Here is a 12,219-nt window from a genome sequence, read left to right on the forward strand (position 1 = left end):
CGGACGCGAATCCGACGCGACGAACCTTTGCTCAACGCCGCGTGCGCCCGGCTTTCCCTTGGATATTGGAGCCATGAACAGGTATATCCAAGACGAGGGCCTGTTCACATTCCGTGCCAACAGGCCCTAGCTTCGTGGCATCGCCTCGAGATCGCTCGGGGCGGCGGCACGGAAGGCGGGCAGCGCTTCACAGTGTTCGGCCAGTGAGATCAGCGCGGCGTGGGCAGACGGTGACAGCACTTCATCCATCCGGTCCTGCATGTACCAGATCAGCGTGGTGATCATGACATCGGCATGGGTGAGTGCCGCCCCGCAGGCATAAGGTGTGGCAAGGCGTTTGGTCAGTTCGTCGAGACCAGCGCGTGCCTGGCCAAGGCAGCGATCCAGCCAGACGGCGCTGCGGTGTTCGGGGGGTGAAAGTGCCTCTCGTACACCACAGCCGCGACCTTTTCGAGGGTGCCTTGCGCCAGTGCCGTCATCTGGAGAACGCGCCGGCGTTGAGTGCCGGAGCGGGGGATCAGCGCCGCGTCGCCTGCCTGCTCATCGAGATGATCCAGGATGGATGCGCTGTCGATCAGCACTTCGCCATCGTCGAGGACGAGGGCCGGGATGCGGGTCAGCGGGCTGATCCTCCCGATTGCTGCCGCATCGCCAAAGATGGATCGCGTATCGCGGGTGAAGGGGATGCCGTAGTGATGCAGCGCGATGGCGACACGGCGCGTGACGGGGCTGTCATATTGACCGACGAGGATCATGGGCAGGTCTTCCATCTCAAACAACGCGCTTCAAGCATCCTGAATGTATACGGCGACAGCCTCCCCATCAGCCGCCCTTCGTACAGGCAGGCTCAGGCCGATGACAGCCCATGCGCGCTCAATGCGCTAAACCCGCCGCTTATCCAGCTTGCGCGTGAGCGTGCGGCGGTGCATTCCTAGCCGCCGTGCGGCTTCGGAGATGTTGAAGCCGGTCTCGGCCAGCACTTCGTGGATGCGCTCCCACTCCAGCGTCTTGATGGAGCTGGCGCGGTTGGTCAGTTCGACGTCGGCATTGCCTTCGGTAAGGCCGAAGGCGGCCTCGATATCGTCGGTGTTCGATGGCTTGGCCAGGTAGTGGCAGGCACCCAGCTTTACGGCCTCGACGGCGGTGGCAATGCTGGCGTAGCCCGTGAGCACGACGATGAGCATGTCCGGGTTGGCCGCGTGCAGCGCCCGCACGCAGGCCAGGCCCGTGGCCTCGCCCTTGAGCTTGAGGTCCACGACGGCATAGTCGGGCGTGTGCCCGGCCAGCAGTGCTTCGGCCTGTGCCAGGCTGTCGGCGTGCAGCACGCGGTAGCCGCGCCGCTCGAACGAACGGGCCAGCGTGCGCGCGAAGGCCTCGTCGTCTTCCACAATGAGCAGCAAGCGTTCAGCGTCCATGGTGCGTGGGTGTCTCCTGCAACGCAATCGCGGCCAGCGGCAGCGTGATCGTGACCTGGGCGCCGCCGCCCGGAAGGTTGCGTGCCTGCACGGTGCCCCCCAGGGTGCGCGCCACGTTCATTGCCAGGAACAGGCCCAGCCCGCCGCCGGGGCGGCCCTTGCTGGACTGGTAGGGCTTGCCGAACTGCGACAGCATGGCCGGCGCGAAGCCGGGGCCATCATCGGTGACGGTAATGCGCAGCAGGTCTTGATCACGCTCGGCCACCAGGCCGACCCGGTGGGGCGATGCGTCGCGGGCATTGTCCAACACATTGAAAACCATTTGCTGCAGCGTGACATCGGACACCATAGGGGTGTCCTGGCCGAAGCGGTTGTCATAGGTGAACTCGTCAACCGAGCGCGTGGCCTGCCACTCGCTGGCGAGTGAGTCCAGGAATTGACACACGGTGGTCTGCGCCGATGCCTCGCCGCGCGTCTCGCCGGCGGACATCAGGATGCCGCTGACGATGGTCTTGCAGCGCTGCACCTGCGCCTGCATCTCGGCCACGTCTTCCTGCAGCGCGGGGTTGGCGGCCAATGCAGGATCACGCTTCCAGTCCCCCAGGATCACCGCCATGGTGGCCAGCGGCGTGCCCAGCTCATGGGCAGCGCCTGAAGCCAGCAGACCCATGCGCACCACGTGCTCTTCCTCGGCGGCGCGTTGGCGTATGGCGGCCAGACGCGCGTCCCGCTGGCGCAGGTTCTGGCCGATGCGGCTGATGAAGATCACCACCAGCGCCGCGTTGAGCATGAAGCACACCAGCAGGCCCAGCACGTAGGGACTGCCCAGCCCGCGCGCGAAGTCGGGCGCCAGCTGCAATGGCACGCTGTAATGCGCCAGCAGCGCAAAGCAGGCTGCGGTGACGAGCACCATGGTCCAGATGTAGGCGCTGCGCAGCAGCGCCGCGCCCAGCGCCACCTGCAGCAGGTACAAGAAGACGAATGGGTTGCGGATGCCCCCGCTCAGATACAGCTGCACGGTGAGCACGGCCACGTCCACCAACAGCGCCAGAAACAGCTCCACATTGCGCACGCCGCGGCCGGTGCGCCAGCGCACGAAGCTCACCGCGTTGTAGAGCACCAGGCAACCCACCACCATGAGCATCTCGCGCAGGGGCAGGGGAAGCTGCAGCACGTAGTGCGCCACCTCGATGGTGAACACCTGGCCCACCACGGCGATCCAGCGCAACTGGATGAGCTGGTGCAGGTTTTTCAGCCCGGCCGCGGCATCGGCCGAGCGTGCCTTCAGGGCGGGCGGGGAGGCGGAGGGGGTGGAGGTGGCGGATGCGGTCATCGGGAGCGCAAGGTGGCACGCAGGCGAAGCTCGTAGCGTGCCACATACGCAGCCGCTGCCGCCACCATGGCGGCCAGCCCGAACCAGGTGATGGCATACACCAGGTGGCTGTTGTGGAAGCGAACCACCGTCAGTCCCGGGCGGGGCCAGGGACCGGCGGTGGTGGAAGTCTCGGCATCCATCGGCGCTGGGGCGTTCGCGTCGGGAATGCCCGCGTCGATGAAAAACGGGGCCGCGGCGTCCAGGCCCTGGGCCTGGGCGATGGCCGCCACGTCGCGCGAATGCCAGCGCTGCGCCCCGGGGTCGTTGCGGCGCAGGAAGCCGCCTCCGGGCTCGCTCATGCGCAACAGGCCCTGCAGCTGTACGGTTTCGCCTTCCTGCATGCCGGGGCCGCCAGCGGCCCACTGGGCGCGCTGCGCCTGGGGGATGAAGCCGCGGTTGACGAGCACCTGGCCGCCGCCGTCCAGCTGCAGCGGGGTCATGACCCAGAAACCCGCGCCGAGCGCCGTGGCGGCCTGGGTCAATACGGTTTTGCTGGCCAGCCAGCGACCCTCAGCCTGCACAGGCTGGTATTCAAAGCCAGCCGCATCCACGCCAGGCCACTGCGCGCGCGCGGGCAGCGGCACGGGCGCGGCATGCAGACGCTGCTCTACGCGTTCCATCAGGGCCAGCTTCCAGGTGCGCCGCTCCACCTGCCACCAGCCGAGGGCACAGAACACAACGAACAGGGCGATGCCCGCCAGAGCGAGCACCGCCATCGTCAGGTTGGAGTGCGCGCGGGTGCGCTGCGGCTCCGGGGCGTGCATGGTCGGAGCGGTCAAGGCGCCTTCGGTTGGTGTGCCTCGCTGCCCTGGTGCTGTGCGGCCATGGGGTTGGCGTGCGCGGGCATCATGTTGGCGTTCATGTGGAACATGACCCACAACGTGCCGATGATGGTCACTGCCAGGAACACGATGGTGAAGATGGTGGACAGCATCGTCCAGCCGCCCTGGATCTTGCCGTTCATGTGCAGGAAGTACACCATGTGCACCACCACCTGGACCATGGCGAAGATGCCCAGCACCAGCACGGCGGTGGTGCGGCTCTGGATCACGTCGGCCATGACCAGCCAGAACGGGATCACGGTGAGGATCACGGCGAGGATGAAGCCCTTGACGTAGTCCCCCTTGGTGACGTGCAGGTCGTCATGGTCGTGGCCATGGTCGTCGTGGCCGGCGTGAATTTCGTGTGCGCTCATTTACAGCACCCCCATCAGGTACACAAAGGTGAAGACGCCGATCCAGACCACGTCCAGAAAGTGCCAGAACATGGACAGGCAGTTCAGGCGGCGCTTGTTTTCATGGATCAGCCCGTGCTTGCTGATCTGGATCATCAGCGTGACCAGCCAGATCAGGCCGAAGGTCACGTGCAGGCCGTGCGTGCCCACCAGCGTGAAGAAGGCCGACAGGAACGCGCTGCGCTGGGGTGTCGCGCCCTGGTGGATCAGGTGTGCGAACTCATACAGCTCCACGCCCAGGAAGGCCAGGCCCAGCAGGCCGGTGACGGCCAGCCAGGTCAGCGTGCCGCGCACGTTGCCTGCCTGCTTTTGCAGCATGGCAAAGCCGAAGGTGATGGACGACGTCAGCAGGAAGGCCGTGTTGATGGCCACCAGCTTCAGGTCGAACAGCTCGGCGCCCGTGGGGCCCGCCGCATAGCTGCGGCCCAGCACGCCGTAGGTGGCGAACAGCGCTGCGAAGATGAGACAGTCGCTCATCAGGTAGAGCCAGAAGCCCAGGGACGTGCCGTTCTCGGGGTGGGGCTCATGCGCGAGGTGGTACTCGCGCGGTGCCAGGGCGGCGGCGCCGCCCGCGTGCAAGGTGGTGGTATCAGACATGGGCTGCGGCAAGCTGCTGGGTGCGTGCGTCTTCCGTGGCGGCCACTTCGGCTGCCGGAATGTAGTAGTCACGCTTGTAGTTGAAGGTGTGGATGATCGAGGCCAGCACGGTCGCGGCGAACGAGGCGATCGCCAGCGGCCACATGTGCCAGATCATGGCGAAGCCGAACACGGTGGACAGCGCGGCGATCACCACGCCGGCACCCGTGTTGGCGGGCATGTGGATCGGCTGGAAGCCGGTCAGCGGGCGCTTGTAGCCGTGCTTCTTCATGTCCCACCAGGCGTCGATCTCGTGCGCCACGGGCGTGAAGGCGAAGTTGTACTGCGGCGGGGGCGAGGAGGTGGCCCACTCCAGCGTGCGGCCGTCCCAGGGGTCGCCGGTCACGTCGCGCAACTGGTCGCGCTTGAGGTAGCTCACGAACAGCTGGATGAAGAAGCAGGCGATGCCCGCCGCGATCAGGCATACGCCCACCGCGGAGATGATGAACCAGATGTGCAGCGAGGCGTCTTCCACATGGTTGACGCGGCGCGTGATGCCCATCAGGCCCAGGATGTACAGCGGCGTGAACGTGACCCAGAAGCCAGTCAGCCAGAACCAGAACGATGCCTTGCCCCAGGACTCGATCAGGCGGAAACCGAAGGCCTTGGGGAACCAGAAGTTGATGGCAGCGAACACGGCGAACACCACGCCGCCGATGATCACGTTGTGGAAGTGCGCGACCAGGAACAGGCTGTTGTGCAGCACGAAGTCGGCCGGGGGCACGGCCAGCAGCACGCCGGTCATGCCGCCGATGGCGAAGGTGCACATGAAGCCTACCGTCCACAGCATGGGCACGCTGAAGCGGATGCGGCCCTTGTACATGGTGAACAGCCAGTTGAAGATCTTGGCGCCCGTCGGGATCGAGATGATCATCGTCGTGATGCCGAAGAAGGTGTTCACTGTGGCGCCCGAGCCCATGGTGAAGAAGTGGTGCAGCCACACCAGGTACGACAGGATGGTGATACACACCGTGGCGTAGACCATCGAGGTGTAGCCGAACAGGCGCTTGCGCGAGAACGTGGCGACGACCTCGGAGAACACGCCGAACGCGGGCAGGATCAGGATGTAGACCTCGGGGTGGCCCCAGATCCAGATCAGGTTCACGTACAGCATGGAGTTGCCCCCCAGGTCGTTCGTGAAGAAGTTGGTGCCGATATAGCGGTCCAGCGACATCAGCACCAGCGCGGCCGTCAGCACGGGGAACGAGGCGACGATCAGCGCGTTGGTGCACAGCGCGGTCCAGGTGAACACGGGCATCTTCATCAGGTTCATGCCCGGCGCGCGCATCTTGATGATGGTGACGATCAGGTTGATGCCCGACAAGGTGGTGCCCACCCCCGCAATCTGCAGGCCCCAGATGTAATAGTCGAGACCCACGCCAGGGTCCTGCGCCCCGAGGTTGGACAGCGCCAGCCAGCCAGAGGTGGAGAACTCGCCCAGGAACAGCGAGATCATCACCAGCACGGCGCCGCCGGTGGTCATCCAGAAGCTGAAGTTGTTCAGGAAGGGAAACGACACGTCGCGCGCGCCGATCTGCAGCGGCACGAGGTAGTTCATCAGGCCCGTGACGAAGGGCATGGCCACGAAGAAGATCATGACCACGCCGTGGGCCGTGAAGATCTGGTCGTAGTGGTGCGGCGGCAGGTAGCCCATGCTCTCGCCCACAGCCATGGCCTGCTGCAGGCGCATCATCACCGCGTCGGCGAAGCCGCGCAGGAACATGACCAGGCCCAGGATCATGTACATGATGCCGATCTTCTTGTGGTCGATGGAGCAGATCCAGTCACGCCACAGCGGGCCCCACAGGCGGAACTTGGTGAGGCCGGCCAGCATCACGATGCCACCCAGGACCACCGCGATGAAGGTCCACAGCACGATGGGCTCGTGCGCCATCGGGATCGAGTCCCAGGTGATGCGGCCCAACAGCCAGTGGGCTGGGGTAGTTTGTTCAGACAACATATCGAATCTCTTGGCTAATGGGCCCGGCGCCGGCTTGGCGCCCGCGTCGGGTCCGTCAAATTCACTGTTGGGTGGGGGCCTCGGGGAGGGCTAAGCCCGGCTGCAGCGCGGCCAGGATCTGTGGCGCGTTGCCGGCGGTGCATACGTCCTGCGGCAGCGTTAGACCGTTGGCTTTGACGAAGGCTTCGCCGCCGAGCGCGTCGATAGCCATCATGTCGTGCATGCACATCTGCCCGTCTTCCACGCAGCGGTTGAGCACCTTGCCGTACAAGCCCGTTTCCACGGTAGAAAAGCGCTGCACGGGGTCGCGCTGGCTGGGCTTGGCCAGTTGCAGGTAGGTGGTCTTGTCCAGGGGCTTGCCTTCGGTCTTGGCCTTGTCCACCCACTGGGCGAACTCGGCATCGCTCAGGCCGTGGAACTTGAAGGTCATGCCGGAGAAGCCGGGGCCGCTGTAGTGCGAGGCAAGGCCATGGAACACGCCGGGCTTGTTGATGATGGCGTTCAGCTCGGTCTGCATGCCAGGCATGGCGTAGATCATGCCGGCCAGGTCGGGCACGTAGAACGCGTTCATGGTGGATGTGGCGGTGAGCTTGAACAGGATCGGGCGGTCCACAGGCGCGGCCACCTCGTTCACCGTGGCAATGCCCTGCTCGGGGTAGAAGAACAGCCACTTCCAGTCCATGGCCACCACCTGCACTTCCAGCGGTTTGACGTCGGCGGCCAGCGCGCGCTGGGCGTCGATGCGGTCCAGGGGGCGGTAGGGGTCCAGCTTGTGGGTAGCGATCCAGGTCAGCGCGCCCAGGGCAATGATGATCATCAGCGGCACGCTCCAGATCACCAGCTCCAGCGAGGTGGAGTGGTGCCAGTCGGGGTCGTACTCGACGTCGGTGTTGCCCTGGCGGTACTTCCAGGCGAACAGCAGCGTCAGCAGGATCACCGGCACGATGACGATCAGCATCAGCACCGTGGCAGTCACCACCAGGTTGCCCTGCTGGGCAGCGATATCACCCGCCGGGTTCAATACAACGGCCTTGCTGCAACCAGCCAGGCTGGCTGCGGCCAAAGCCGCGGCGAGCCAGGTGGGCCCGCGGAGTTTCTTCAATTGGAGCATTGCTAGGCGTGTCAAAAAGCGTGCACGGCCTTGCGTCGCGCGGGCGGGCGCGGCGCTAGGTGTAAACGCGAATTACTGGACGGAGACGAATGTAATACGCCTAGCGCATTTGTCGATTGGACATTTTGTCCAGGGTCAAGCTTATGGCGTGATGGCAGGCCGTATGCGGCCTGCGGGCGCGACCATGGCGGCGCGGATGGCCGACTGGGCGTGAGGGTTTTCCCGCGCGGGACGTCAGTGTAAGCGTACTTGTTGACCGCGGGGCTTGCGTGTAGAACGGAGCTGTGTCTGCAAAGCCAAGGAGTACGGTCATGAGTAGCGGTTCCGTCGCATACCCCGTTTACGGCCCCGAGAGCGCGGCATCGCTGTCGCGCGCGCACACCGACGAAGACGTCACCCCGGGCGAGATCGCCGTGGGCGTGATCATCGGGCGCGCGTCGGAGTATTTCGACTTCTTCGTATTCGGGATCGCCTGCGTGCTGGTCTTCCCGTCGCTGTTGTTCCCCTTCATGTCGCGGCTGGACGGCACGCTCATGGCCTTTGCCATCTTTGCCATCGCCTTCATCGCCCGGCCGCTGGGCACCGCCATCTCCATGGCCGTGCAGCGGCGCTGGGGGCGCGGCACCAAGCTGACGCTGGCGCTGTTCCTGCTGGGCGGCTGTACGGTGAGCATGGCTTTCCTGCCCAGCTACCAGGTGGCGGGGCTGGCAGCCGCTGGGGCGCTGGCGGTGCTGCGCTTCGGCCAGGGGCTGGCGCTGGGCGGCTCCTGGGACGGGCTGCCGTCGCTGCTGGCGATGGCCGCACCGCCGGAGCGCCGGGGCTGGTATTCCATGGTGGGGCAACTGGGCGCGCCCGTGGGGTTTGCATTGGCCGCCGGGTTGTTTGCCTACCTGTACGGCAGCCTCTCCAGCGAAGAATTCCTGGCCTGGGGCTGGCGCTACCCGTTCTGCGTGGCCTTTGCGATCAACGTGGTGGCGCTGTTTGCGCGGCTGCGCCTGGTGGTGGGGCAGTCCTATGCCGAATTGCTGCAAGAGAAGGAACTGGAGCCCGTGGGCGTGGCCCGCGTGATGCGCGAAGAGGGGAGCAATGTGGTGCTGGGCGCCTTTGCGGCACTGGCCAGCTTCGCACTCTTTCACGTGGTGACGGTGTTCCCGCTGTCGTGGTTCGCCCTGTTCTCCGACCGCTCCATGGCCGAGGTGCTGTGCGTGCAGATCGCCGGCGCATTCCTGGCCATCGGCGCGGTGGCGGCGTCGGGGCGGTTGGCCGACCGCATGGGCCGGCGCAACCTGCTGGGCTCCATGGCCGTGCTGATTGGCCTGTTCAGCCTGGCCACGCCCTGGCTGCTGGGCGGTGGCGCGGTGGGCGGCACGGTGTTCCTGCTGCTGGGCTTCGTGCTGCTGGGCCTGTCGTACGGCCAGGCATCGGGCACGGTGACGGCCAACTTCTCCACCCTGCACCGCTACACCGGGGCGGCACTGTCGTCCGACCTGGCCTGGCTGATCGGCGCGGCCTTCGCGCCGTTGGTGGCTCTGGGGTTGTCGGCACGTTTCGGGCTGGGGGCGGTGACGCTGTATCTGCTGTCGGGCGTGGTCTGCACACTCGGCGCGTTGCGTATCAATCGCCTCATCGAGCAGCGCAGCTGAGTTCGATTGGCTGTCGGTTGTTCTCGAAAATGATAGCTGCCGGCGCTTGACTCAAATAGGTTTCACAGTGTTTTCAATTTGAAACCATTGAGGGACAAGCGCAGGCAGCTCTCTTTTTTGCTTCAGTCGCGCGGGCGGAAGCCGATCACCAGGGACGACGGCACGCGGCCGTCCACGTCGCGCGGCAGGGTTTCCGTGCGGTGCAGCGCACGAATCACCGCGTCGTCCCACGCCTTGTTGCCGCTGGACTGGGTGATGCGCGCGCCGACGATGGTGCCGTCCGGAGCGGCGCGCACCTCGACCTCGGCGCGCGGGTTGCCCGAGATGGTGTCGGGATAGACGATGTTGGGGCGTACCTTGGCGGCCACCTTGCCACCGTAGCTGCCCGAGGGGCCGGAGCTGCGCTGCGCGGTGCCCGTGGCGGTCTCGCCGCCCGTGCCAGCCAGTTGCTGCATGCGGCGGATGTTTGCTTCTTGCCGCTCTCTAGCCTCTTTGGCTTCACGGGCTTCCTCGGCCTTGCGGCGCTTGTCCTCGGCCAGCTTCTTCTGTTTGTCCTGCTCGGCCTTGGCGGCCTTCTCCTTCTCGGCCTTTTCGCGCTCGGCTTTCTCGCGCTCGGCCTTCTGCTGCGCCAGTAGGCGTTCCTTCTTTTCCTGCTCCAGCCGCTCGCGGCGCTCTTCTTCCTTGCGCTCGCGTTCGCGCTTCTCGCGCTCTAGTTGCTGTTCGCGCTTTTTCTTTTCTTCTTCCAGGCGCTTCTTCTGCTGCTGCAGGGCGATGTCGGCCTCGCGCGTGTCGGCTTGCTCCGGACGCGGTGGTGGCGGTGGAGGCGGCGGTGCGGGCGCGGGCTCAGGTGCGGGGGTAGGGGCCGGAGCAGGGGGTGGGGGCGGCTCCACGGCGCGCGGCGCCGCTTGCTGGGGGACGGCGGACCAGAGTTCGGCCTCTACCGCCGGTTGGTCGGAACTGCTCTTCCAGTTCACGCCCCAGGTCAGCGCGCCGATCAGCGCGGCATGGGCGAGTACCGCCAGGGCGATGGCCCGCATGCGTCCGGGCGGGCGGGGCGGGGCAAACTGGTCGCGGTCGTTCGTGGCGTGCATTAGATCGTGTGAAAGTTCTCGTCAGCCGCCGCTCTTCACCGCCAGGGCGACGCGTGCCACGCCCGCCTGTTGCAGCGCAGACATGGCCTTCATCACCGCGTCGTACGACACGTTCTTGTCGGCGCTGATGAGCACGGGTGTGTCCTCTGGCTGGTCCTTGAGCCAGTTCTTGGCAGTGGCGCCCAGGTTCTGCAGCGGCACGGTGCGTTCGTTGCCGTCGGCCTTGAAGCGGATGCTGCCATCCTTGTCGACGATGACGTCCGCGCGCGTCTTGGGCACCTTGGCGCCTTTGCCCACGGAAGGCACGTTCACCGAACTGGGCGTGAGCATGGGCGCGGTCACCATGAAGATGATGAGCAGCACCAGCATCACGTCGATGAACGGCACCATGTTGATTTCGTTCATGGAGCGGCGGCGGGTGCCGCTGCGTGAGGCCATGGCAGGCATTTCAGTTCTCCATTGCGCTGAGTAGTGCGCGCTGTGGATAAAACGGACGTGTCCGATGCCAGCAGACGCCGCGCAAGGGCCGTCCCGCCGCGCTGAGCAATCGATCCCCTTTCCCGCAGTGGGTAGCGCTGCGAGAGAAGGGGGAAGCCGCGCAGCGGCTCAGGGGGATGTCCTTCATCTCAATGCCCCGAGGGGGACGCGGGGTGTGCGCCCAGGTTGCGCTGCAGGATGTTGGAGAACTCCTCGATGAAGGTCTCCTGGTGCGTCGCCACGCGGTCGATGTCGCGTGCGAAGCGGTTGTACGCAATCACGGCGGGAATGGCGGCGAACAGGCCGATGGCGGTGGCCACCAGCGCTTCGGCGATGCCGGGCGCCACCGTGGCGAGCGTCACCTGCTCCATGCCGGCGAAACCGGTGAAGGCGTGCATGATCCCCCAGACGGTGCCGAACAGGCCCACATAGGGCGACACCGAGGCCACCGAGCCAAGGAACGAGAGGCTGGACTCGATCACGTCCATCTCGCGCTGGAAGCTCGCGCGCATGGCGCGGCGCGCGCCGTCCAGCAGTGTGCCGGGGTCGCTGATGCGGCGTTCCCGCAGCTTTTGGTATTCGCGCATGCCGCTGGCGAAGATGCGCTCCATCGGGCCCGCGCTCTTGGCGTTGTGCGTGGCGCTGGCGTACAGGTCATTCAGGCTGGTGCCCGACCAGAAGTCGCGCTCAAAGTCTTCGTTCAGAGCCTTCACGCGCTTGAGCGCGAACAGCTTGCGGAAGATGGCGGCCCAGCTGGCCACGGAAACCGCGAGCAGCAGCAGCATCACCAGCTGCACCACCCAGCTGGCATTGAGCACCAGGCTCAAGATGGACATGTCTTGGGAATTCATGATGAGGAGAGTCGTTCCAAAAGGGACCCCGGAATGCGTGCAGGGCGCATGGTGGCGGCATCCACCCAGCCAATGCGGATGGTGCCTTCGCACAGCAGTGCGGGGGGAGAGTCGGGGATCATCTGCTCTGGTTTCAAGAGCGCCTGCTGCTCGATTGTGAGCGAAGCGCGGCCCCCTTCGCGCAGGCTGGCGGTAACAATCAGTTCATCGTCCAGGCGGGCGGGGCGCAGGTAGCGCAGGCGTGCGTCGGTTACGACAAACATGCCGCCCGTGAGTTCCCGCAATCGTTGCTGGCCCAGGTCCCGCGAGCGCAGCCACTCGGTGCGCGCGCGCTCGAAGAACTTGAGATAGTTGGCATAGAACACGATGCCGCCGGCATCGGTGTCTTCCCAGTAAATGCGAACGGGCCACTCGAAAGCCATGCTG

Annotated in this window: 14 protein-coding genes; 1 reads left to right on the forward strand and 13 read right to left on the reverse strand. The window is 65.7% G+C overall.

The genetic code is table 11. The features are described from left to right. Positions 1-126: 126 nt before the first annotated feature. The 9 genes from I3K84_RS22515 to cyoA form a co-directional block, all read right to left on the reverse strand. Complete coding sequence (locus I3K84_RS22515; protein ID WP_370567821.1) at positions 127-387, reverse strand: glutathione S-transferase C-terminal domain-containing protein; 261 nt, start codon at positions 385-387, stop codon at positions 127-129. Next, positions 342-770, reverse strand: coding sequence for a glutathione S-transferase family protein (locus tag I3K84_RS01675; RefSeq protein ID WP_231403390.1), 429 nt, complete (start codon positions 768-770; stop codon positions 342-344). The genes I3K84_RS22515 and I3K84_RS01675 overlap by 46 nt, the downstream gene beginning before the upstream one ends. A 111-nt stretch (positions 771-881) precedes the next feature. Then, complete coding sequence (locus I3K84_RS01680; RefSeq protein WP_011805937.1) at positions 882-1,415, reverse strand: response regulator transcription factor; 534 nt, start codon at positions 1,413-1,415, stop codon at positions 882-884. Further along, on the reverse strand, positions 1,405-2,748 hold the full coding sequence (locus I3K84_RS01685; protein ID WP_196995371.1) for an ATP-binding protein: 1,344 nt from the start codon (positions 2,746-2,748) through the stop codon (positions 1,405-1,407). The genes I3K84_RS01680 and I3K84_RS01685 overlap by 11 nt, the downstream gene beginning before the upstream one ends. Beyond that, the gene (locus tag I3K84_RS01690) at positions 2,745-3,554 is read right to left on the reverse strand and encodes an SURF1 family protein (protein WP_196996053.1); all 810 of its coding nucleotides are present in this window, start codon (positions 3,552-3,554) and stop codon (positions 2,745-2,747) included. Before I3K84_RS01690 ends, I3K84_RS01685 begins: the two co-directional genes overlap by 4 nt. Before the next feature lie 11 nt (positions 3,555-3,565). Further along, positions 3,566-3,985, reverse strand: coding sequence for a cytochrome o ubiquinol oxidase subunit IV (gene cyoD, locus I3K84_RS01695; RefSeq protein WP_103738440.1), 420 nt, complete (start codon positions 3,983-3,985; stop codon positions 3,566-3,568). Next, the gene (gene cyoC / locus I3K84_RS01700) at positions 3,986-4,621 is read right to left on the reverse strand and encodes a cytochrome o ubiquinol oxidase subunit III (protein ID WP_196995372.1); all 636 of its coding nucleotides are present in this window, start codon (positions 4,619-4,621) and stop codon (positions 3,986-3,988) included. It lies immediately after the preceding gene. After that, positions 4,614-6,620, reverse strand: coding sequence for a cytochrome o ubiquinol oxidase subunit I (gene cyoB, locus I3K84_RS01705; RefSeq protein WP_370567767.1), 2,007 nt, complete (start codon positions 6,618-6,620; stop codon positions 4,614-4,616). Before cyoB ends, cyoC begins: the two co-directional genes overlap by 8 nt. A gap of 61 nt (positions 6,621-6,681) precedes the next feature. Then, complete coding sequence (gene cyoA, locus I3K84_RS01710) at positions 6,682-7,731, reverse strand: ubiquinol oxidase subunit II (protein WP_196995373.1); 1,050 nt, start codon at positions 7,729-7,731, stop codon at positions 6,682-6,684. A gap of 311 nt (positions 7,732-8,042) precedes the next feature. On the opposite strand from cyoA, the gene I3K84_RS01715 reads away from it, so the two are divergent. Then, positions 8,043-9,374, forward strand: coding sequence for an MFS transporter (locus I3K84_RS01715; RefSeq protein ID WP_196995374.1), 1,332 nt, complete (start codon positions 8,043-8,045; stop codon positions 9,372-9,374). Between the two features lie 122 nt (positions 9,375-9,496). Here I3K84_RS01715 and tolA read toward each other — a convergent pair whose 3' ends face one another. The 4 genes from tolA to I3K84_RS01735 form a co-directional block, all read right to left on the reverse strand. Continuing rightward, the gene (gene tolA / locus I3K84_RS01720; RefSeq protein WP_196995375.1) at positions 9,497-10,465 is read right to left on the reverse strand and encodes a cell envelope integrity protein TolA; all 969 of its coding nucleotides are present in this window, start codon (positions 10,463-10,465) and stop codon (positions 9,497-9,499) included. A 21-nt stretch (positions 10,466-10,486) separates the two neighbouring features. Beyond that, positions 10,487-10,912: a biopolymer transporter ExbD gene (locus I3K84_RS01725; protein ID WP_011805928.1), complete on the reverse strand. Its 426-nt coding sequence runs from the start codon at positions 10,910-10,912 to the stop codon at positions 10,487-10,489. Positions 10,913-11,091: 179 nt separating this feature from the next. Then, positions 11,092-11,793, reverse strand: a complete 702-nt coding sequence (gene tolQ, locus I3K84_RS01730; protein WP_011805927.1) for a protein TolQ — start codon at positions 11,791-11,793, stop codon at positions 11,092-11,094. Then, positions 11,790-12,215, reverse strand: a complete 426-nt coding sequence (locus I3K84_RS01735; protein ID WP_011805926.1) for a YbgC/FadM family acyl-CoA thioesterase — start codon at positions 12,213-12,215, stop codon at positions 11,790-11,792. Before I3K84_RS01735 ends, tolQ begins: the two co-directional genes overlap by 4 nt. Between the last annotated feature and the right edge of the window lie 4 nt (positions 12,216-12,219).

The sequence above is a fragment of the Diaphorobacter sp. JS3051 genome (assembly GCF_015832135.1).
Lineage (GTDB): Bacteria > Pseudomonadota > Gammaproteobacteria > Burkholderiales > Burkholderiaceae_C > Diaphorobacter > Diaphorobacter nitroreducens.